This window comes from Fibrella aquatica (assembly GCF_041321135.1).
GTDB lineage: Bacteria > Bacteroidota > Bacteroidia > Cytophagales > Spirosomataceae > Fibrella > Fibrella aquatica.
The window spans coordinates 359459-383624 of record NZ_JBGGWF010000001.1 but is presented as its reverse complement, the minus strand read 5'-3'; the positions used below and the strand labels follow the sequence as shown (position 1 = coordinate 383624).

The window sequence follows — 24166 nt, the reverse complement described above, 5'->3', positions numbered from 1 at the left end:
AATCAAATCGCGACCTCGCCTTCGAACAGTTTGTACTGCCGGTAAACCGGAACGCTTAGCACGCGCCAGATCAGTTGGCCACTTGTGCTGTACCTGATTTGCCGGTTAGCCGACAGCGAGACCGACGAAGCTATCGGTTGCCATTGTAAACCTGCTGTAAATCCGCTGCCCCACGATACCATATTGATTGAAATGGCGTTCAGTTCGGCACTACCCGTTTGGCAGGAATCGCGCAGGGTGGTTGGAACAACGATGATATCGCCAATGACATCGAATGACGGACTTTTTATCAGCGTAACCTTCCGGGTTGTTATGGTCAGCACAGGCGGTTTGGGCTGCGGTTCCTGTAACAAATACGTGTCTTTATTTCCCCGAACAGCGCTTTTTGTATCGTCCGGTGATTTGCACATCGACACGCCGACTAAAAAAACCAGAGCGGCCGAGCCACAACCAAAATTCTGGCTAAATCGGCTAATGAAACGCATGAACAGCCCAATAGAACCCACCCAAACTAGCAGATTCAGAAAAGGCCAAATAGTTAACAGAGCAGTTTCCATGGCTCGAATAGCGTCAGTTTAGCTTAAATAGATACCTGGCCTACATACTCTTTAGGCTGGTTGTACACTGGAACTCCAAGCAGTCGCCACCGTATATATCCACTTGCCCTGTACACCAATTTCCGATTCGCCAGGACACGTACTGAGGTAATTTGAGGAATCCATTGAAGCCCCGGCATCATGTCTGTTGCCTTGATCAGCAGCGTAGTTTGAAGCGCATCGGGCAACAGGCCAGATTCAGGCTCAACCGGCTGCGAGACATCCGGGAGTTTAACGGGCCAAACAGCTACGTGGCTCTTGATGGTAAATACCGGGCTAGTCAATAACACACCGTCGTGATAAGCCTGATTGGTTACAGGAACTGCAGTTTGAGATTGCAGAAAGACCGATGTATACTCTCCCCCGTAGATTGTGGTTACCGACGGTGTCACGAACAAAACGCCCACTATCAGGACCACGAATGTGCTGAATACATACAGCCTGTTTTTGCTGATTCGGGAAGCGTAACGGATCATTGCCCCCCAGATACCAATAATCAGTAACAGGTTCAGGAAAGGCCAGATAGTCAGTAGCATAGTTTGCATGCCGTAAGTAATCAGAAAGCCTGATCACAAACAAATCAACTGTAACTGTTTAGTTAATATGTTGTCAGGTCCCCGGCCCCTCTACAGTACACTCAACCACCGCAGGTGGATCACTACTTGCATGCTCTTCGAGCGTTGAGTAGCCTCTGATCGGGTCGGGGACCCAAAAAATCGTCAGGTCGGGGATCTGACGACACACCCTACCTAAACAGTTACAATTGTGTGTATTTCTACGACATAATTTGACCGGAAACAGCACCGAAACCAACTCGTATACCTTCTTTTTCGGCAAAACCGCGAAACGTTACGGTGTCGCCATCCTGCAAAAAAGTTCGGGTTTCGCCGCTAGCCAGCGTGATTGGTTCGGCACCGCCCCATGAGAGTTCGAGCAACGAGCCCCACGATGATCGGTCGGGACCAGAAATAGTGCCCGACGCCATCAGGTCACCCACCCGAACGTTACAGCCGTTCACGGTATGGTGCGCCAGTTGCTGCGCCTGCGACCAGTACAAAAAACGCTGATTCGAGCGCGAAATAACGGTCTCTTCACCTCCGGCAGTCGTTAGCCCAACTTCCAGATGAATGTCGAGATTTGGTAACGGATTAGTTTCCGTCAAATACGGCAACGGAGCGGGTTCCTGAACATATCCGGGCACCCGGAAGGGCTCAAGGGCATCCATTGTCACGACCCAGGGCGACATCGACGAGCCGAAGCTTTTACCCAGAAAGGGTCCCAACGGCACATATTCCCACTGCTGAATATCCCGCGCTGACCAGTCGTTGAACAGCACCATACCAAACACGTGCTCTTCAAAATCGGCCGGGGCTAGAGACGTACCCAGTGAGGTGTCTTTACCCAAAATGAACGCCGTTTCCAGCTCAAAATCGAGCCGTTGCGATAACCCAAAAACGGGCTGTGTCTCCCCTTTCGGCAACCGCTGCCCATTCGGCCGTTTGATTGGCGTACCCGACACCACCACCGACGATGCTCGCCCGTGATAGCCAACGGGCAAATGACGCCAGTTAGGCAAGAGCGCATTAGCCGGGTCACGAAACATCACCCCCACATTCGTGGCGTGGTCGATGCTGGAGTAGAAATCGGTGTAATCGCCAATCTGCACAGGCAGGTGCATGGTAGCAGCGGCCTGCGGAATCAGCGCGTATTCGGCCAGACTACGAAATAGCGACGTTTCATCGGTCAGTTCAGCCTGTATCGCCGAACGTACCTGTTGCCAAACGGGTCGCCCCAGCCGGATAAAGTCGTTCAGAAAGTGGCTTCGAAAAACGGTGCGCTGTTGGTACGTCAAAAAGGCATCGAACATGGCCATGTCGGCGGCAAAGGCCAGATCAAGAATCTGATCACCAATGGCCACCCCTACGCGTGGCTCGGTCTGTTCGGCCGTTGTGAATAGGCCATACGGCAAATTATGAATCGAAAAGTCAGAATCGGGAGCAATGGAGAGCCAGGAAGTCATGTAGTGAGGGGTGAAAGGGTGAGGGGTGAAAGGGCGAGGAGTGAAAGGGCGACTGACGGCAGACATCCATCTCTATGGGTTCACAACGGCGCTACTCTTGAAACGGATGTCTGTCGTCAGTCACCCCTCACCTTTTCACCCCTCTCGCCAGGATTGAAAATAAACGCCGTCGTCGATGCCGAGGGCTTGTTTGGTGAGTTTGAGAGGACGGAACGTGTCGACCATGACGGCGAGTTCATCGGTTCCAGTTTTGCCTATGCTCCGTTCCATCGCGCCGGGATGCGGGCCGTGCGGAATGCCGCCGGGATGCAACGTCAGAATACCGGGCGAGATGCCGTTGCGGCTCATGAAATTACCATCGACATAGTACAGCACCTCGTCGGAATCGATGTTGCTGTGGTTGTAAGGGGCCGGAATCGCCTCGGGGTGGTAGTCGTAGAGGCGCGGTACGAACGAACAAACCACGCATGATTTGGTCTCGAACGTTTGATGTACCGGTGGCGGCTGATGGATACGACCGGTTATTGGTTCGAAATTGTGGATCGAGAAACCATACGGGAAATTGTAGCCGTCCCAGCCCACCACGTCGAACGGATGCGTCTCGTACACGAGCGTATGCAGGATACCCTCCTTCTTGATCTTCATCACAAAATCACCGCGCTCGTCGTGGGTTTCCAGGTCTTGCGGCAGCTTGAAATCGCGCTCACTGTAGGGCGAATGCTCAAGCTGCTGACCGAAGTGATTACGATACCGCTTGGGCGTGTAAATCGGCGAGGTCGATTCCAGATACAACAAGCGGCTTCCTTCAGGTACGTCCGTCGCGTCGAAGCTGATCTGATAAATCATCCCGCGCGGAATGAGCAGATAGTCACCGGGCACAAAGGGAATTTGGCCCAACAACGTCCGCAACGTACCTGAGCCACGGTGAACAAATAGCAGTTCATCGGCATCGGCGTTTTTGTAGAAATAATCGGTCAGCGACTGTCGGGGAGCGGCCACGCCAACGACCACATCGTTGTTGAAGAGAAGCGGCGTGCGGCTTTGCAAAAAATCATCGGCAGGCGGCACATCGAACCCCACCAGTTTACGCGACATGATGTTGTGCTCAACGCCCGCCACCGGCCGCAAATCAACCGAATCGAGCACCGCTTTTACCTGCGTGGGCCGATGAATGTGGTACAACAGCGACGACATCCCATCGAAGCCAATGGTGCCAAACAGCTGTTCGTAGTGAAATGCCCCCGCCGGACTCTTGAAAATCGTGTGCCGTTTTGGGGGTAACGTACCCAGTTTATGATAGATAGGCATGGCTGTTTGCTGATGAATTAGTTGTCAAAGCAACAAAATTATCTTCCTTTTGTCATAAACGAACATGGTTAAGCCTTAGTTTATTGACGGGCAAAATCAGGCATGGTTTATGATATGGGTCAGGTACGTTGTAAAGCCATGCTCATACGTATCACCCATAAACATCTATTAATCTGTCTGTTAGTGTGCCTAAGTCTGACTACTTATGGTCAGCGGCATGCACGTGCGCGCACGGCAAAAATTGGGTCACGTGCGGCAAAAAAGACTTGTTTTCCCGCCGAAATCACGGCTAGTAAGACCGTTCTCTGTACGGGTGAAACGCTCGACCTGCGCTCTAATATTCTGCCTTCCTACAAGTATCGGTGGTTTAAAAACGGCTCGGTCATCGTGGGCGAAACCGCATATCTGCTAACGGTTAGCACACCGGGCACCTACCGACTCGAGGTAACTAATACAGCAACAGCGGGTTGTGTAGAAACCGACGAAGTGACTATTCGCCAAAGTAATCTCAACAGGTTGTCTATTCTTCCCCTCACTCAATCGGCAGCCTGCGAAGGAGAACCGCTTGTAGCCGCTATCGAGGCTGGCACAACCGAACCGGTATCAGGCAGTCTCACCTATAACTGGCAACGAAACGGATTATCGCTACCCGGCAACAGCCCAACCATAGTAGCCAGCCAACCCGGCTTTTACAGCGTTTTCGTGCTCGATGCCGATTGCGAAGTCAGCGCTGGTCCCGTTCGGGTTTTTGCCAAACCCACGCCTCAGTTTCCGGTTATTCCCGCTGTGTGTGCTGCATCGGTTGATCAGCTTACGTTGACAGCAACACCGGCTGGCGGCGTTTTTTCAGGCATTGGCGTTCAGAATGGACAGTTTTTTCCCGGTCAGGCGGGCAATGGCACACATACGGTTACTTATTCGGTCACCAATACAGCTGGCTGCCAGGCAACGGTTAACCAGACTGTCCAGGTTATCAACGTACCTCAGCCTGACCTCGGCGCCAGTCAAACAATTATTGCCGGTATGCGGGTGACGTTGCAAGGCCCAACAGACCCAAACCTTACCTACACCTGGGACCCGATTACGGGCCTGCTCATCAACGGCGACCCGGCACCGGGCGACGAGCGACTGAATTTACCCCGCGTTACGGCTCAACCTAACATTACCACGACTTACCGCCTCACGGTGAGTCAAAACGGTCAGTGTCCGCTGACCAGTAGTGTCGATATTATCGTGTTACCGGGCCTGTTTTTCCCGACGGCCTTTACGCCTAACGGCGATGGGCAAAACGACGTTTGGGCACTCACCGGCATTGAAGCCTATCCATCTTGTTCGGTTAAAATCTATAACCGTTGGGGCGAACTGATTGTGAACCAATCACCTTACACCCAACCCTGGGATGGCCGTGTTGATGGGGAAGCCGTAGCGCCCGGCCCCTACCAGTACGTCATCAGCCCGGCTCCTTTTCTGCCCGACCGCTCAGGTACGTTAACCGTGTTGAGGTAAAGAATCCACCAGATACTATAAACGTATTAGCCCAAATAGCATTAATTCGGCTAATACATTAGCTAAATTAACGCTATTTGGGCTAATAGGGAAAAATGCAGGTGTGGTGTATCTTCGCCAAAAAAATCCGCGCAAATCATTTTAAATCCCTTTAATCCGTGTACCTATCAAAATCCGCGCAAATCGTTTCAAATCCGTCTAATCCGCGTACCCAAAAAAATCTGCGCAAATCATTTTAAAATCCCTTTGATCCGCGTACCCAATAAATCCGCCATGTCACAACGGCAGGTTGGCCAGTTTTTCTTTTAACGAATTAAAATCCAGCGGTTTGGCCAGAAAGTCATCGGCTCCCAGATCCATAGCCTGTTTGTGGCTATCGGCATCGCCATAGGCCGTTATCATCATCACTACCGGTGGCCGTTCGGGCGTTACCGTGCGGATATGACGTAGCAATTCCAGCCCGCTCATACCCGGCATATTAATATCCGATAGAATAAGCACGGCTTCGTGCGGGCGATCAGTGAAAATCTGTAACGCCTCTTCGCCCGACGAGGCGAAGGTCATGTGAACGGCACCGCTCCTAATTTCGCGCCGAAACCGCTGCTCAAACAGCGGTTGTACATCAGGTTCGTCATCAACGACAAGTATGTGAGTCATAGGGGAAGAAGTTTTGAGTTTGTAGTTTAGGGTTTGATGTTGCGCTGCTCATTGACTATCTCGTGAACCTGGCAGCGCAACATCAAACCCTAAACTACAAACTCAAAACTCATTTTAAGTTGCTGGTAATAAGATGGTAAACGTGGTGCCGACGCCGTCTTTACTATCTAACAATAGTGTGCCGCCGTGGCCTTTGGTAATGATGTCGTAACTCAGGCTCAGGCCGAGGCCGGTGCCGCTGCCCGAGGGTTTTGTGGTAAAAAAGGGTTGAAAAATCTTTTGCTGCACCTCTTCCGGCATGCCCGTCCCGTTATCGCGGACTTGAATTTCGACGCCAACCGGTGTTTGCATGGTCATCACCACTACGGTTGGCTGATAGGCAAACCCTTTCAACGTACCCGATTCCCGCTCCGCAATTTGTCGTTGCTGCACGGCGTAGAAGGCATTGTTGAAAAGGTTGAGCAATACCCGGCCGATATCCTGCCCCACTACCTTCACCGGGGGCATATCCGGGTCTAGCTCGGTGCGAAAACTGGCGTTGAAGCTTTTGTCTTTGGCCCGCAAGCCGTGGTAACTCAACCGCAGGTACTCGTCGGCCAGAGCGTTCAGGTCGGTGGGTTCGCGCAGACCGGTGCTGGTACGGCTGTGTTGCAGCATGTTGCGCACAATGCCCGAGGCCCGCTGCCCGTGGTGGCTGATCTTGGTCAGGTTCTGGCTCAGATCGGCCAGCAGTTCGTCTTCCAGGCCTAGGTCGCGTTCGGTGTCGGGCCGTTGGCGTTCTTCCAATAGTTCATTGACCAGATCCACCGATACCTCCGAGAAGTTATTAACGAAGTTGAGCGGGTTCTGAATCTCGTGGGCAATACCCGCTGTGAGCTCACCCAACGAGGCCAGCTTTTCGCGTTGCACCAGCTGCACCTGTGTGGCCCGTAACTCACTCAGAGCCAGCTCCAATTCTTCTTTCTGACGGGTGATTTCGGCGGTACGTTCCCGCACTAGCCCCTCTAGCATTTGCCGTTCGCGACGTTCGGCAGCTTCGCGGTCTATCTGCGCCTGATGCTCTTTACTATATGATTTTCGCTGGCGAGCCGCATAGCCAAACAGCGAAAATACCCATACATAGGCAAAGCCCACCGATGTGTCGAATACTTCCCGGTAAGGTCGGTACAACGATTCTTCCAGTAAGCCTCGGATCAGAGACGTACCTGCCAGCACCACCAAAAACGGAACCAGCGATAGTAAAAGAGCGCGGGCCGGCGGAAAATGTCTTGACCCAATATGAACGACATAGATAGTAAAGACCAGCACAAAATAGCAAACGAACGTAGCTTTTAACTGATACGCGGCCCCGCTGCTTTCGAGAATTTTATCGAGTATAAATAAGCCACCCAACCCAATGGCTACCCTGACCAGCCATTGATCCCAAACCGGCATTTTCTCTTTCGTATTCAGAAAGTTGCGGGTTTGAAACAGGAAGAAGATAGTAACGGCTAAAAGCGGGGCGTTCATAATGGCGGATGTGGCTTAGGCAACCTGCATAGGCAAGGTAATACGAAACTCGGTAAACTCGCCCGCTTCTGACTCAACGTCGAGTGTGCCGCCGTGGCCCTTCGTGATAATATCATAACTCAGGCTCAGCCCCAGCCCCGTACCAGAACCGGTGGGTTTGGTGGTGAAGAAGGGCTGAAAAATCTTATTCCGTACCTCGTCGGGAATACCTGTACCATTGTCACGTACCCGAATGTCGACCTGTTTGCCAACCACTTTGGTATGTACAGTTACCGTTGGCTGGTAGTTCGCCTCCCCCTGCTGACTGCGTTGCTGCACGGCGTAGAAGGCATTGTTGAAGAGGTTGAGCAATACCCGGCCGATATCCTGCCCCACCACATTTACCGGTGGCAAGTTAGCATCAAGGTCAGCGTTGAAACTGGCGTTAAAGCTTTTGTCTTTAGCCCGCAAGCCGTGGTAGCTCAACCGCAGGTACTCGTCGGCCAGAGCGTTCAGGTCGGTGGGTTCGCGCAGGCCCGTGCTGGTGCGGCTGTGTTGCAGCATGTTGCGCACAATGCCCGAGGCCCGCTGCCCGTGGTGGCTGATCTTGGTCAGGTTCTGGCTCAGATCGGCCAGCAGCTCGTCTTCCAGGCCTAAGTCGCGTTCGGTATCGGGCCGTTGGCGTTCTTCCAATAGTTCATTGACCAGATCCACCGATACCTCCGAGAAGTTATTGACGAAGTTGAGCGGGTTCTGAATCTCGTGGGCAATACCCGCTGTGAGCTCACCCAATGAGGCCATCTTCTCTTTCTGCACCAGTTGGTTTTGCGTTTCCCTCAGTTCATCGAGCGACTCCTGCAACTGGGCAGTTCGTTCGGCTACCTGTTTTTCCAGCGTCTCTTTCTGCCGGGCCAGCATGGTTTGTCGTTCTTTCTCCTGCTCGAACGATTGCTTTGATAAGCGCTGAACTTCAAGCAGTTGACCAGCCATGCGGCGTTGGGTAAACACAAACGACCTGGCAATATAGAGCGATATCGAGACAGGAATAAATAGTACAGCCAGGTAATAAATGAGTTGTTGGGTAAAATCAGAGAGGGCAACCAAACGGAGTGGTGCCAGTTCATCGAACAGGTAAATGCTGTACACGGAAAAAAGGATCAACGCGCTGATCAGCCCCGTAGAGATAAAGCCCTCTCCCCATTGCCGCGACGCTTTAATCAGGGTAATACGGCTTCCTTCAGCAGTAGCCAGCAATGCCGGGCCAAACTCTGCCCAGTAGGCACCCGTTTTGGCATTGACGAACAGCAAGGCACCACAACCAATGATAAGCGCCAGCACCAGGAAGTATACCACGCCGAACGGCTTTTTGTAAATCGTGTAAATAGCCGTTATCAGAGCAACGTACCCCACCGGATAAGCCAACGTACCCCACAGTGCCCACTGTACGTAAATCCGATACGAGTCAACGATGCCGAACGTAACGGCTATACCGACGAAGGCTACCGCAAACGCCAGACAGGCCAATGCCATAGACCCGTTGGTTCGGTCGGTGCTGTTGTAGCTGTAAAAAAGGCCGTGCAATAGGGCCAGTATAAAGAACAGGCCGGCCACAAACGCCGCTGATATACGTTGCCAGCGAATAATAAACGACTCAACTACAGGCTGATTTCCAGGCATCAATTTAGCCCAGAACAAGATAGTAGGCACGTTAAGTGAGCCCATTTCCATGTCAGGATCTACGGCAAATCGAACGGCTACTACCAATTTACCTGTGGCATCGGGCACAACCACTACCGACTGTTCGTTGGCCGGGCTTGAGGCGTTGGCCGGTTGACCGTTGGCGGGAAACACACCTGTTTGCCGTACTCGTTGCCCGTTAAAGAACAACTCGGTAGCAGCGGTCTGCTTCCAAATCAGTACAACGCCCTGTTTAATCAGGCCCGGTTTTAGTTGCAAACGAAGCCGAAGCCAGCCAACACCGTTGGGAAGTAGGGGTAGAAGGTCAGAGACAGGCCGCGTCGGCTCAATGCGTTGCCAGGTTGAATCGGGCAGGTCGGGGCGTCTCCAGTCGGGGTCGTCGCCCGCTCGAAACGCCCAGGGAGTTTTAATTGGAAATCCCGCTTCGGGCAAACTATCGACAACGACAACCTGACCCATCGCCAGCGAAGCCAGTAGCCAGCCAATCAATACAAACGCTAAGCGGGACATAGGAAGGTGGTTCAATCCCCTAAAGAAACGCCTTTCGGCTCAAACCGGCAAGTTCAGCCCTGTTGGCCGGGTATATGCCTTCATATTTATCACCAACCATACCAGCCCGCAACAGTCAATAAAATTTTAATGTGAACCTCTTATCATTCGAAATAAGAGAAATCAATTAGACACAAAAAGGATAGTCGTTCAACACATTAAAAGACACATTCAACACATATGAAAACCAACTAGTCATCAACCAGATCGTTGCGGCACAGTTGTAGTAACCCCGGATTGAGTTACGGGATACTACTACCACAACATGACACACCTCACTACGTTTTCCAGCCTCAATAGTGTGATTTCTTCGATTGGCAAGGAGAAATCAATCAGCCAAAACAGGTATACCTACGGGTTTATCGTGCTGTTGTATTTGTCATTTTTAACGTATGGTATTCCGGCCTCGTCTGCCGTGGCGGGCCTATCACGCCCCGGCGATAAGGACACGCCACCAAAGGCAGCCGCTGGCAAAACCAACGCCTCCCCCGAGGCAAGTGCGTTCGCCTGTCCCACGGTCACGTTCACAGCCCCTGCGGCTGCTACGGTGACTCAGTGCGCCAACACCACCATTAATCTGAGTGTATCTACAACGGCAAAAGGGCCCGATGCCATCCAGTTTGTCTATTTCACCAGCCCACTATCTACCACCGCCGATGCCTACACAGCTACGGGTGGTACGGTGCTGGGTACAGTCAATTCGGGAACGGCCACGACCAATACCGTCTCGCTCAATAACGCCCAACTACCTGATAATGTAGGCACAACGACATCGACCATTTACATCTATGCGTTACTGCAAGCTGCCGACGGCGTTTGCCAGGTTGTTGCCCAACGCACCATCAGACTCAGCCCACGACCTGAGGTAGTCATTCTGGGCAACACCGTCTTCTGCCAGGGCACAACCACCATACTGACTGCCGCCGGACCTACCAGCACTACTTACCAATGGTTCCTCAACAGTGGAACGGCCGTGGCTGGCACAACGAACCCGTTTACAACACCAGTTGTCAGCACCACTACAACTTACCGGGTACGGGGCACACTTGCCGGTTGCGTATCGGATGAGGCCTCCATTGTGCTGACGCCGGTGGTTTGTACACCCTGCACCAACAGCCCTACTGCTATTGGTGGGGTAGCGTTCCTTGATTTTAATAGCGACGGTACAAAAGCTACCACCGATGCCGGTGTCAATAACGTGACCGTTACGCTCTTCAGCTGCGATGCCAGCGGGGGAAGTGTGCAAATTGCCCAAATGCCGACCGACCTGAATGGTGCCTATAGTTTCACAGGCCTAACCGCCGGGACAACCTATCGGGTTGAGTTTAGCAACTTACCGCCCGGCTATGACCCAACTTACCAGGGTACTAACAACGGCACGACAGTACAGTTTACTAAGCCCGGCAGTTGCACTACCAGCGTTGGACTCAATCAGCCTGGTGATTACTGCCAGGGAGATCCGAAATGGGTAACGGGCTGCTACGTCAACGGCTTGGCCAATTCGACCGATGTGGCACTTGTATCGAATAATTACAGCGCAAGTGGTATCCCAAGCTCGCCAAACTATGTAAAAGTGGCCACCACCAATGATGTAGGTTCGACCTGGGGATTGGCCTATTCTAAACAAACCAAGAAACTCTTTGCCGCCAGTTACCTCAAACGCCATGTAGGCCTGGCCGATGGCCCCGGCTTTGTGTATTATTTTGATTTTACGGGTACTACTACACCAACTGCATCGGCAGGGAAATTCGATTTGCAGGGTGTGACCCCCGCTAACGGCGGGTTAGCCATTGATTTGGGTGACGTCTGCCGTACGGCCAGTTGCACCGTATCAGGTGGCACTTCGGCTAGTTATGTGCTGGGCTCATCCGGCGCACAAAACCAGGATGTTGATGCCTTCGCTAAAGTCGGCACCATCAGCTATGGCGATGCCGACGTAGACGAAGCTACCGGCAAACTCTGGCTGGTTAACCTCAACCAGAAAGCCCTCATTAGTGTGGATATATCGGGGGCTACCTTGCCTGGCACAGTCAATCAATATCCGTTGAGCAGCATTCCCGGTTTTCCGACCTGTACCAGTGGTTCGGCCCGGCCGTTTGCATTAGCTTTCCGAAATGGGAAAGGTTACGTGGGCATAGTCTGCGATGCAGGTACTAGCCAGAATGCGGCTGATATGCGTGCCTATGTCTTATCGTTCGATCCAGCCAATCCAACAGCCGGTTTAACGAAAGTATTGGACTTTAGTCTCGACTATCAATTGACCGCGACCGGTAGTCCACTGTTTTCCTGGAATAGTTGGATCACTACAGCTAGCCAAATACTGCAAGGCGGTGGGTTCTGGCCACAGCCAATGCTGAGTGATATTGAATTCACACCGGACAATTCCATGATAATAGGCCTGCGTGATCGCTTCGCCGATCAGACAGGCCCCGGTAGCCTACTGCCAAATGGCTCTAACCAGGTAGGTGGTGCTACGGGGGATATGCTCAAAGCCTGTTACGTGAATGGTGGCTGGATTATGGAGGGATTCCCCGGCGGTTGTCCGGTAAGTACCCTAGGTGGTAATATCGGAGTCAATGGCAATGGGGTATTCTTTAAACAAACTCGGGCAGATAACCTGGAAAAGGGTTCAGAAGGTGGTTTAGCTGTGTTACCAGGCACTAACGAAGTCGTTACCACATTTATTGATCCCTGGAGTGGCGTTGGCAGCCCGCCAGCTAACTCGCAATATTATGGATCACAAGGTCTACAATATTTTAATACCAACACGGGAGCTATCACTGACTTTTACCGCGTTTATCTATCTTATTTCCCCCTGTTTGGCAAAGCCAATGGCCTGAGCGATCTGCAATTCCTTTGCAACGTTGCTCCCATTCAGATAGGCAACCGCGTTTGGCGCGACGATAATAGCAATGGTATTCAGGACCCCTGCGAACCGGCTATTCCGGGCGCGGTGGTGAAACTCTACGATGCTGCCAAAACAACCGTCATTGCCAGTGCCACCACCAATGCCGCCGGGGAATACTACTTCTCGTCGGCGGCAACCGTGGCAGGTACGTCGACCTCATCGGTATCGACGTCGCTGTTGACGTACAACACCAACTATGCGCTGGTGGTGACCAGCTTAGGCAGCAGCACGGTGGTTACGGGCCTGAGCCTGACCAGCGTAACACCGCTCACACCGGGCGAAAGCAGTGCCACCAACACAGGCAACACCCTGGCCAACAACGACGCGAAACTCGATGTGGTGGGTGGCATCAGCAGCCCCACCATTCTGCTCACCACGGGCGGAATGGGCGAGAACAACCATACCTACGATTTTGGCATCACGGTACCGCCCTGTGCCAAACCGACGCTGGCCACCATTACCTCGCAGTCGATCTGTCAGGGAGCAACATTCAGCTTCCCGCTGGTTTCCAGCATCGTCAGCAATACGGTTACCTCGCGGCAATGGTACACCACCAATGCCGCAGGTACGTCCTTCACGGCCATCAGCGGGGCAACGAGTCTGAGCCTAACTTCGGCACAGGCCGTAGCCCCCACCGCCGGGCAGATCAAATACTACGCCCTGGTTGGGCAGAATGGCCTCTCGGCGCTATGCTCGGATACGGTCTTGGTGAACCTGTACATGAAGCCCACGCAGACCATCGCGTTCACCGCCCCGACGGCCGCTGCGGTGACCCAATGCGCCAACACGACGATGAACCTGAGCGTGAGCACCAATGCCAAAACGCCCGATGCGGTTAAGTTTGTCTATTTCACCAGCCCGCTGGCCAGTGCGGCTGCGGCCTACACGGCTACGGGCGGTACGGTGCTGGGTACGGTCATGTCAGGTACGTTGGCGACCAATACGGTTTCGCTCAACGCCCAACTACCCGATAATGTGGGTACCACAGCACAGACAATCTACGTGTATGCCCTCCTGCAATCAACCGATGGCATCTGTGTGGCATCACCAGCCGATTCATTTACACTCACCCTCAGCCCCCGACCTGAGGTCATCATTCGCGGCAACCCGATCCTGTGTCAGGGTGCATCCGCAACACTTACTGCGGCCGGGCCAACCGGAGCAACCTACCAGTGGTTCTTCAACAGTGGAACGGCAGTGGTGGGTACAACGTCAACGAATCCGTTCACGACATCAGCCATCAGCACCACAACGACCTACCGGGTGCGGGGTACACTGGGCACTTGCGTATCCGATGAAGCCTCTATTGTGATCACACCGGTTGTTTGTACGTCGTGTACGGCCAGTCCTACCAGCCTTGGCGGAACGGCTTACCGCGATTTTAACAGTGATGGCGCTCAAGGCAGCAGCGAGCCGGGCATGAGCAACGTGACCGTCACCCTTTTCAGTTGTGATGCCAATGGGGCCAGCGCTCAGATAGTCACGATGCAAACCGACATCAATGGCGACTATAGCTTCACCGGACTAACCGCCGGTACAACGTACCGCGTTGAGTTCAGCAACCTGCCTGCGGGCTATGCTCCCACCTTCCGGGGAACCGAAAACGGCACCACTGTGCAGTTTACCAAACCGGGTAGCTGTTCAACCAATGTAGGCCTGAACTACCCCGACGACTACTGCCAGACCAGCCCCCGTTTGGTGACGGCCTGTTTCATAAACGGATCGGCCACTAACACAACCGCACCAACTGATGTGTTGGTCTCGGTCGGCTACCTGGCTACGTCGGGTAAGCTTATGGAAAGCGCTAAAAATCAGATTGGTTCTGTTTGGGGTGTAACCTACAGCGGCAGCCGCAAAAAAATCTACACGGCTACGTTCCTCAAACGGCACGTAGGCCTCAAAGGCGACCTCGGGGCTGTCTATGAAACATCGGCGGGTACCCCCAACGACGGAGCGTTGTTCGTGACCATACCGAATGCAGGCACCATCGGCAGCGACGCCGTACGCGGTTTGGGCTTACCAGCAGGGCAATCGCTCGATGCCGAAGCCTTTGCCAAAATAGGCCGGGTGGGTCTGGGAGGCATTGATGTGTCAGACGATGACAAGACGCTCTATGTGGTTAACCTGAACGACAAAAAACTCTACAGCGTCGATATCGATAGCAAAGCCATTCTGGGCAGTGTAGCCATTCCGAGCAACTGCGATGCGAACACAGGGCAAACGGTTCCTTTTGCCGTAAAAGCATGGCGTGGTAAAGTATACGTGGGTACCGTGTGCGATGCATCGATCTCGAAGGATCGGGCCGACCTGGCCGCCAGCGTCTTTGTCTACGACCCCGCCACCAGTACTTTCTCGGCGAGTCCGGTGCTTATTTTCCCCCTTGATTACCAGCGCCAACCGGCCTCTACGGCAGGATTTGGCATAGGAGGTGAGTCGTATACCGTCCACTCGGCGCGTTGGTATCCGTGGTTAGACGTCTATGATCGTGTTACGCTCAATGCAAGCAATAACACCATTGTTCACCCCACACCAGCGCTATCCGACATTGATTTCGATGCGCAGGGCAACATGATTCTGGGTTTCTTCGACCGCATGGGTCACCAGATGGGGGTGCTTAATCTGCCACCCGATAACAATACGATTAGTCTGGCGAACAACATCATAGGTGGTGAATTATTGAAAGCCAATGCTACCGGTAACAGTGCCTGGACGATCGAATACCTGTCTAAAACCACACCTTTTGAAACATTTGACGGCGAGTTCACACCTGGTACGTTACACTTCGAGACCTCGCAGGGTGGCGTTGTATTCCTGCCAGCGGCCAATGCAGTAGCTATAACGGCCATGGATCCACTCGTTGAGGGAGGATCAGGCGGGCTTATTTACCTGAGCAATACAACAGGCGACAAAATTCAGAATGGCATTGAACTCTACACAAACACGGCTGGAACATTCGGCAAATCGGCCGGATTAGGCGATTTGGTAGCCCTCTGCGACCTGGCTCCCATCCAGATCGGTAACCGCGTTTGGCGCGACGATAATAGCAATGGTATTCAGGACCCCTGCGAACCGGCTATTCCGGGCGCGGTGGTGAAGCTTTACGATGCCGCCAAGACAACCGTCATTGCCTCTGCCACCACCAATGCCGCTGGCGAATATTACTTCTCGTCAGCGACCGTAGTGGCCGGTACATCGACCTCTGCGGTATCGACCTCGCTACTGACCAACAACACCACCTACGGCCTGGTCATCACCAGCCTGGGTACCAGCAGCGTGGTTACGGGCCTGAGCCTGACCAACGTATCGCCCCTGACACCGGGCGAAAGCGGCACGCTCAATTCCGGCAACACCCTGGCCAACAACGATGCAAAAGTCGATGTGGTGGGTGGCCTCAGTCTGCCCTGTATTAAACTCACCACGGGCGATGTGGGCGAGAACAACCATACCTACGATTTTGGCATCACGGTACCGCCCTGCGCTAAACCGACGCTGGCCACCATTGCCTCGCAGTCGATCTGCCAGGGCAACGGCGCGTTCAGCTTCCCGCTGGTTTCCAGCATCGTCAGCAATACGGTTACCGGGTTGCAATGGTACACCACCAATGCCGCAGGTACGTCCTTCACGGCCATCAGTGGGGCAACGAGCCTCAGCCTGAGTGCGGCACAGGCCGTAGCCCCCACCGCCGGACAGATCAAATATTACGCGCTGGTTGGGCAGAATGGTCTGCCGGCGCTGTGCTCAGATACGGTCTTTGTGAATCTGTATCAAAAGGCCACCCAGACCATCACGTTTCCGATCACGGCCACCACGGTTTGCGGCAATGCGAAACTCAACACCAGCGTGACGACCAATGCCAAAGCGCCGGATGCCATCAAGTTTGTATACTTCACTAGCCCGCTGACCAATGCCACCGATGCCTATACGGCTACCGGCGGCACGGTGCTGGGTACCGTTACCTCAGGCACGCTGGCAACCAATACGGTTTCACTCAGTAATATTCAATTGCCGGACAATGTAGGGGCGACCGCGCAAACGCTGTACGTGTATGCCTTGCTGGAATCAGCCGATGGACTTTGTCTGCCGACGGACATGTTTACGCTCACGCTAAACCCACGGCCAAGCGTAACAGTTGGTGGCCCAACAGTTTTCTGCCAGGGCACAACCAGTATTCTGAATGCGGGCGGGCCAACTGGTACGACCTACCAGTGGTTCCTCAATAGCGGCACCGCTGTGGTGGGTACCGCAAATCCGTTCACCACGCCTGTCATCAGCACGACCACGACGTACCGGGTACGAGGCACATTGGCCGGTTGCGTTTCTGATGATGCGTCTATTGTGCTGACGCCGGTAGTTTGTACCTCTTGCGCGGCCACACCGACCAGCGTGGGGGGCGTTGTCTACCGCGACTTTGGCAGCGATGGGGCGCAGGGTGCCAACGATCCGGGCCTGAGCAGCGTCACGGTGACAATCTTCACGTGCGATGCGACCAACCAGAGCACGCAGGTAGCCACGATGCAAACCGACATCAACGGAGCCTATAGCTTTACGGGATTAACAGCGGGCACCATCTATCGTGTAGAATTCTCGAATTTCCCGGTAGGCTATGACCCAACCTTCCGGGGTACGCAGAACGGCACCACGGTGCAGTTTACCCAGCCCGGCAGTTGCTCGGTTAGTCTGGGCCTGAACGTACCCATGCAGTATTGCCAGACCAACCCAAAACTGGTTACCCCCTGCTATCTGGATGGGGCCGTTACGCCAAACACCACGGCACTGAACGATGTATTGGTCAGCATCAATTATGACCTGACCGGAAAAACGGTTGAAGCCACCCGTACCGAAATCGGTGCGACCTGGGGCGTAGCCTATGCCCGTTCGACCAAGCAGTTGTACGCGGGCGCTTTCCTCAAGCGCCATGTGGGTTTGAAAGATGGTAAACTGGGCCAGATTTACGTATCTGATTTTGCTACGGCCGGAACGCCCACGACCCCCTGGCTGGATGTAAGCACCCTGCCCGGCATTGCGGGAAACTGGACGTACCTGACCGATGCCCAGCGTGGCCTTGGCAATGCCGGCACACCCACCCGTGATTCACTTGCCTTCAGTCAGGTGGCCGCGATTGGCTTAGGCGACATCGACGTCAGCGCCGATGGCAAAACACTGTATGCCATGGACTTAACCAACCGGCAGTTACTGGCTATTGATATTGTCACCAAAACCCTGATTGGTAAATACCCCGTACCGAGCGTTTGCGCCACCACCCCCACCACGAGTTATTTCTCGGCGGGGTCTAATAATACGGTCTTTACGGCAGCCAATGGAAAGCTCTGGCAAAAAGGATATCTCTTCGATCTGGCAGCTACCTCGGGTGGCTCCAGTCTGGCCACGATTACAAACCCCAATAACGTTGCCGCCGGTACAACTGACGTTGCGATGTATAGTAGGTCGGCCGGTACCACTACAGCTATGCAATATAGTTTCCCGGTGGGCAATGGTACGTTTGGGGTCAAGCTCCACTTCGGAACCAACTCAACGTCGGTTGGGCGGAATATGACCGTCTCGGCCGAAGGCGTGGCTGTACCCTCACTAACCAATTTCGATATCTATGCCCAGGCAGGTAATCAGGTAAATTTGGGCATTACCCGCTCCTTTACGGCAACGGTTACCGATGGCGTACTTACGCTTCGGTTTATAAATAATACAGGCGGGGGAGGTGCCATTGTTTCGGGGTTCGAGTTAACTCCGCTGAACGGTTCACCTGCCGGCGAAACACGGCCGTTTGGCCTGGCCGTCCGCAATGGCAAGGTCTATGTGGGTGCTATATGCGACGCGAGCTACTCGCAAAGCCGCAACGACATGCAGGCCAGTGTGTTTGAATTTAATCCGGTAACCGGCACCTATGCAGCAACCCCAACCCTAACCTTTGCGCTGGATTACACAAAAGGTCCATCTGCATTTTCAACCGTCCCCTGTAATAATAGCTGGGAGCCCTGGACATCGGTATATCCAAACAATACTACTGCTGGTATAAGGTGTAATTCCTTTGATATCTATACGCAGCCTGTTCTCTCCGATATTGAGTTCGATGTCGACGGCAGCATGATGCTCGGTTTCTTTGATCGGATGGGCCACCAGATGGGTGCCAATACCAATCTTACCCCTGACGGTCGCACGAATCCTACTGCAGTCGTTGGCGGAGACATTCTACGGGCCTATTTCAACGGGACTTCGTATGAACTGGAAAATAATGCCCTGGAAGGAATTAGCAGCAAGACACCTGCTACATCCGGTAAAAACACGAACGAGGGGCCTGGTGGTGGCGAATTTTATTATGGCGATTACCTTACACCAGCAGGAGGTCATCAGGAAACCAGCGTGGGTGGACTGGCTTACAAGCCGGGTGCAGGTGATATTCGGCTCACCGCAGGCGATGTTATAGGCGCTGGAACCGGCGGGCTCCTGTCGTTGGATAATACGACCGGTGCCAAAATAACAGCCAATTTATATACGCTTTATTCAGGTTATTCCGGTGGCGTTCAAGGTAAATCCAACGGCTTGGGTGACCTCGAAATCCTCTGCGATCTAGCGCCTATTCAGATTGGTAACCGTGTTTGGCGCGACGATAACCAGAACGGCATTCAGGATCCCTGCGAACCGGCTATTCCGGGGGCGGTGGTGAAACTCTATGATGCCGCCAAGACAACCGTCATTGCCTCTGCCACCACCAATGCCGCTGGCGAATATTACTTCTCGTCGGCAACCGTCGTGGCCGGTACGTCGACCTCATCGGTATCGACCTCGCTACTGCAATACAACACCACCTACGGCCTGGTGATCACCAGCCTGGGCAACAGCAGTGTAGTGACGGGCCTGACGTTGACGGATGTATCGCCGGTGACACCGGGCGAAAGCGGATCTATTAACTCAGGTACGTCGCCCATCAACAACGACGCGAAAGTCGATGTAGTGGGCGGCCTTAGCTTGCCGTGCATCAAGCTCACTACGGGTAGGCCGGGCGAGAGCAACCATACCTACGACTTTGGTATTGTGAAGTTCGTCTGTAACATCGCGGCTACGGCTCAGGCCAGCAGCCCAACGGTTTGTACGGGTCAGCCCGTGACGATCACGGCGCTCGCCAGCCCCGTCGGCAGCTATACGTATGTATGGTCGGCACCAGCGGGCGTTGCCCTGACCGGTGGCAATACGGCTACCGCCACGGCAACGGCTTCGGTGGCAGGTTTGCAGACGTTTACGGTCACGGTGAGCAGTTCGCCGGGGTGCTTCACTACGGCGGTGGTGAGCGTATCAGCGGTTGTTTGTACGATACCACCAGCCAGCCTGGGTGACTATGTGTTCGTCGATAAAAACAAGAATGGTATCCAGGATGCGGGCGATACGCCGATTCAGGGTGTTGTGGTGACCCTGTACCAGAATGGGTCGCCAGTGGCTACGACGACCACCGATGCGTCGGGTCTGTACAGCTTCACGGGCTTAACGCCAGGTACGTCTAATAGCTACGTGGTGGGCTTCACGGCTCCGGCTGGTTACACAGCTACATCTCCACTGTCGGGCACCGACACCACGAACGATTCAAATGCTGATCCGATCACGGGACGCACGGCGGCGGTGACGCTGGCACCGGGCGAGAACAACCCGACCATCGACGCGGGCTTCTACCTGCTGCCCGCCAGCCTGGGTGATTACGTCTGGCTGGACACCAACAAGAACGGTCAGCAAGACCCCACCGAAACGGGTATTGGTAGTGTAACAGCCATTCTGTGCGACGCTGCTTCGGGCACCGTCATCAGCACCACCGTAACGGATGGAGCAGGTAAGTATCTGTTCACCAACCTGGCTCCGGGCAGCTACATTGTCAAGTTCACCGCACCGGCAAACATGACCTTCACCACGCCCAACTCAGGCACAGACGCCACCGACAGTGACGTAGCGTCGCTGACAGGCAATACCGGCGCAACGGGTGTGTACGCACTAACGGCGGGTCAGCAGAACCTCACCGTCGATGCCGGTCTGATTCCGTTGACGGCGGGTCTGGGTGACTACGTCTTCGAGGACAAGAATGCCAACGGTATCCAGGATGCGGGCGACGTACCCATTCCGGGTGTGGCGGTGACGCTTTACACGAACGCCTCGGCCATTGCTACGACCACGACCGATGCCAACGGGCTCTACAGCTTCACAGGTCTGACGCCGGGTACGCCGTACGTGGTGGGCTTCGGTAAGCCAGCCGGGTACGTACCCACAACGGCCAACGTGGGCACCAACGATGCCATCGACTCCGATGCCTCCGTGGCTACGGGCCTGACGGGTACGTATTCGCTGACCGCCAACGAGTACAACCCAACGGTCGACGCTGGTTTCTACAAACCTGCCAGCCTGGGTGACTACGTCTTCAACGATACGAATAAAGACGGTGTACAGAATGCCGGTGATACCCCAATTCCGGGTGTAGTGGTGACGCTGTACCAGAACGGTTCGGTGGTCGCTACGACAACTACGGGTGCCACTGGTCTGTACAGCTTCACGGGCCTGACGCCCGGTACGTCGAACAGCTACGTAGTGGGCTTCACGCCACCGGCGGGCTACACGGCTACCACGCCGTTGAGCGGCACCGATGCCACGAAAGACTCGAACGTCGATCCGATCACGGGTCGCACGGCGGCGGTGACGCTGGCCTCGGGTGAGAACAACCCAACGGTGGATGCTGGTTTCTATCAGCCAACGGCCAGTCTGGGTGATTACGTCTGGCTGGATGTTAACAAGAATGGCCAGCAGGACCCTACCGAAACGGGTGTTGGTAGTGTGACCGTTACACTTTGCGACGCCACCTCTGGTACGGTTATCAGCACCACACTGACCGATAGCAACGGGGCGTATCTGTTTGCGGGCCTGAATCCGGGAAGTTACACGGTGAAGTTCGCCGCCCCGGCAAACATGACCTTCACCACACCACTAACTGGCGGCAGCACCACCGACAGTAATGTTAGCTCGGTGACGGCTCAGAAAGGCAGTACCGCTCCCGTTAGCCTGAGTGCCGGCGAAAACAACATGACTATCGACGCCGGCCTGATTCCGTTGACGGCGGGTCTGGGTGACTACGTCTTCGAGGATGTGAACGCCAATGGCCAGCAGGATGCAGTTGATAAACCCATTGCGGGCGTAAACGTGACGCTGCTCTTGTCAGGTACGTTGGTGGCTACCACAACAACAGACGCAGCGGGCTTCTACAGCTTCACGGGTCTGACACCGGGCGTGCCTTACTCGGTGAGCTTCACGGCTCCGGCGGGCTTCACGGCCACCAGCCAGAATACCGGCGCTGACGCCACCGACAGCGATGGTAACCCGGCAACGGGCCTGACGGGTCCGTATTCGCTGACAGCCAATGAGTTCAACCCAACGGTCGACATGGGCTATTACAAACCAGCCAGTCTGGGCGATAAAGTCTTTGCCGATAATAACCGAAACGGTATTCAGGACACAGGCGATACGCCAATTCCGGGGGTGAACGTGACGCTGCTCTCGTCAGGTACGTTGGTGGCTACGACGACCACTGATGCTTCGGGCCTCTACAGCTTCACCGGTTTGACGCCAGGTGTACCTTACTCGGTCAGCTTCACAACGCCATCGAGCTTCTCAGCGACTACGCCACTGACGGGCACCGACACGGCCATCGACAGCAACCCCGTGGGCGGTATCACGGCACCGGTAACACTGACGTCGGGCGAGAACAACCCAACTATCGACGCTGGATTTACACCGCCGCTCAAAGCCAGTCTGGGTAACTACGTTTGGTTCGATACTAACGGAAATGGTCAGCAGGACCCCACCGAAAGTGGCGTATCCAGTGTAACCGCCGTGCTTTGCGATGCGGTTTCGGGTTCGGTTGTCAGCACGACCGTCACCGACGCAACGGGTAAGTACCTGTTCACCAATCTGAATCCGGGCAGCTACATTGTCAAGTTCACTACGCCATCAGGCACCACCTTCACCAGTGGCAACACAGGCGGCGACGGTTCAGACAGTGACGTATCTTCGCTGACGGGCAACACCGGGTCAACGGGCGTCTACAGCCTCTCGGCGGGCGAGCAGAACCTCAGCGTGGCGGCGGGTATCAAACCGCTGACGGCCGGTCTGGGCGATTACGTCTTCGAGGATGTGAACGTCAACGGTCAGCAGGATGCGGGCGATATGCCAATTCCAGGCGTGACGGTGAGCCTGTTCTCGTCAGGTACGTTGGTCACGGCGACAACGACCGACGCGTCAGGTTTCTACAGCTTTACGGGCCTGACACCGGGCGTGCCTTATTCGGTCAGCTTCACGGCTCCAGCAGGCTTCACGGCCACCTCACCGAACACCGGCGCTGACGCCACCGACAGCGATGGTAATCCGTCGACAGGCCTGACGGGTACGTATTCGTTGAGTGCAAACGAGTACAACAACACCGTGGACATGGGCTATTATGTCCCGGTTACGGGTGCCCCTGCTTACTCGATTGCTAAAATGGTGGACTTAAACCGGACGGTTAAAGGCGGTATTGTCACCTACACCGTTTCGCTCACCAACACGGGTAGTGCCACGGGCACCAACGTTGTTGTTACAGATCAACTCAGCACTACCGCTGTGACGTTCATCGGCAGCGCTACCGCCTCGGCAGGTACGTTCACCCCCGCTGGCAATAGCGGAAGTTGGACCATTGCCTCGCTGGCCCCCGGTCAGGTAGCGACGCTGGCCTTGCGGGTGCAGTTAAACGCAGAAGGCATTACGTACAACACGGCTACAGCTCCTGATGGGCAAACGGCCACCGTCTGCACCAGTGTACCCTTCAAGGTATGCGCGACTGAAGCGTTTCAGATCAACCTAGCTGTACCAACGGGCTATGCGCCCTACCAGTGGAGCAAAAACGGACAATCCATTGCGGGGGCTACAAGCAATGTACTTTCGGCAACTGCCCTGGGCGAATATTCGGTGGTTGGCTCAACAATGGGTAGTTGCCCAAGTAGCTCATGTTGTCCGTTCATCATTGAAGCCAATCCAGTGCCGAGCTTGACTGCTGTGGCTACGGCGGCGACCTGTACCGGTAGCACACCACTCAATGACGCCAAAATCAGTCTGGTGAGCAGTAGCACCAATGCAGTGAGCTACAATATCACGATGGGTAACAGTTTCACCGCCAGCGCACCGCTGTTTGCCACAAACCAGTCATTGCCTTCAGTGGGTGGGGTACTCAGAGGTGAATTGACAAACTCAGACAGTGCACCGGGTCAGGTGTACACCATCCGGGTTTATACGGCTGATGGCTGTTATGCCGACACGGTAGTAACCATTCCACCAGCTCTGTGCAACTGCCCGGACCCTGTGTGTGTACCAATCAAAGTGACACGACTGCGTTAATTTGGCAGCGTGTCACAGATACAGCAA

8 protein-coding genes and 1 pseudogene are annotated in these 24166 nt (G+C 54.4%); 2 read left to right on the top strand and 7 right to left on the bottom strand.

Annotated features, from left to right (window positions below; translation table 11 throughout):
• Positions 1-2 precede the first annotated feature (2 nt).
• The 4 genes from ACAW87_RS01300 to ACAW87_RS01285 form a co-directional block, all read right to left on the bottom strand.
• The gene (locus ACAW87_RS01300) at positions 3-557 is read right to left on the bottom strand and encodes a hypothetical protein (protein ID WP_370721336.1); all 555 of its coding nucleotides are present in this window, start codon (positions 555-557) and stop codon (positions 3-5) included.
• 23 nt (positions 558-580) lie between these two features.
• Complete coding sequence (locus ACAW87_RS01295) at positions 581-1141, bottom strand: hypothetical protein (RefSeq protein WP_370721335.1); 561 nt, start codon at positions 1139-1141, stop codon at positions 581-583.
• Between the two features lie 230 nt (positions 1142-1371).
• The gene (gene fahA / locus ACAW87_RS01290; protein WP_370721334.1) at positions 1372-2616 is read right to left on the bottom strand and encodes a fumarylacetoacetase; all 1245 of its coding nucleotides are present in this window, start codon (positions 2614-2616) and stop codon (positions 1372-1374) included.
• A 135-nt stretch (positions 2617-2751) separates the two neighbouring features.
• A complete protein-coding gene (locus ACAW87_RS01285) occupies positions 2752-3924 on the bottom strand; it encodes a homogentisate 1,2-dioxygenase (RefSeq protein ID WP_370721333.1) in 1173 nt (390 codons plus the stop codon).
• A 138-nt stretch (positions 3925-4062) separates the two neighbouring features.
• Between ACAW87_RS01285 and ACAW87_RS01280 the strand changes: the two genes are divergently transcribed.
• Entirely contained in the window at positions 4063-5430 is a 1368-nt protein-coding gene (locus ACAW87_RS01280) for a T9SS type B sorting domain-containing protein (RefSeq protein WP_370721332.1), read from the top strand.
• Between the two features lie 276 nt (positions 5431-5706).
• On the opposite strand, the gene ACAW87_RS01275 is transcribed toward ACAW87_RS01280, so the two are convergent.
• The 3 genes and pseudogenes from ACAW87_RS01275 to ACAW87_RS25765 form a co-directional block, all read right to left on the bottom strand.
• The gene (locus tag ACAW87_RS01275) at positions 5707-6087 is read right to left on the bottom strand and encodes a response regulator (protein ID WP_370721331.1); all 381 of its coding nucleotides are present in this window, start codon (positions 6085-6087) and stop codon (positions 5707-5709) included.
• Positions 6088-6201: 114 nt separating this feature from the next.
• Entirely contained in the window at positions 6202-7596 is a 1395-nt protein-coding gene (locus ACAW87_RS01270; protein WP_370721330.1) for an ATP-binding protein, read from the bottom strand.
• Positions 7597-7611: 15 nt separating this feature from the next.
• Positions 7612-8610 (bottom strand): annotated as a pseudogene (locus ACAW87_RS25765) (sensor histidine kinase); the annotation flags it as partial.
• Positions 8611-10087: 1477 nt separating this feature from the next.
• Between ACAW87_RS25765 and ACAW87_RS01260 the strand changes: the two are divergent.
• Complete coding sequence (locus tag ACAW87_RS01260) at positions 10088-24139, top strand: SdrD B-like domain-containing protein (RefSeq protein WP_370721328.1); 14052 nt, start codon at positions 10088-10090, stop codon at positions 24137-24139.
• Positions 24140-24166 lie beyond the last annotated feature (27 nt).

Coding starts and splice junctions, on each gene's coding strand:
- ACAW87_RS01300 (WP_370721336.1), bottom strand. CDS start 557: ATGGAAACTGCTCTGTTAACTATTTGGCCTTTTCTGAATCTGCTAGTT.
- ACAW87_RS01295 (WP_370721335.1), bottom strand. CDS start 1,141: ATGCAAACTATGCTACTGACTATCTGGCCTTTCCTGAACCTGTTACTG.
- fahA (WP_370721334.1), bottom strand. CDS start 2,616: ATGACTTCCTGGCTCTCCATTGCTCCCGATTCTGACTTTTCGATTCAT.
- ACAW87_RS01285 (WP_370721333.1), bottom strand. CDS start 3,924: ATGCCTATCTATCATAAACTGGGTACGTTACCCCCAAAACGGCACACG.
- ACAW87_RS01280 (WP_370721332.1), top strand. CDS start 4,063: ATGCTCATACGTATCACCCATAAACATCTATTAATCTGTCTGTTAGTG.
- ACAW87_RS01275 (WP_370721331.1), bottom strand. CDS start 6,087: ATGACTCACATACTTGTCGTTGATGACGAACCTGATGTACAACCGCTG.
- ACAW87_RS01270 (WP_370721330.1), bottom strand. CDS start 7,596: ATGAACGCCCCGCTTTTAGCCGTTACTATCTTCTTCCTGTTTCAAACC.
- ACAW87_RS01260 (WP_370721328.1), top strand. CDS start 10,088: ATGACACACCTCACTACGTTTTCCAGCCTCAATAGTGTGATTTCTTCG.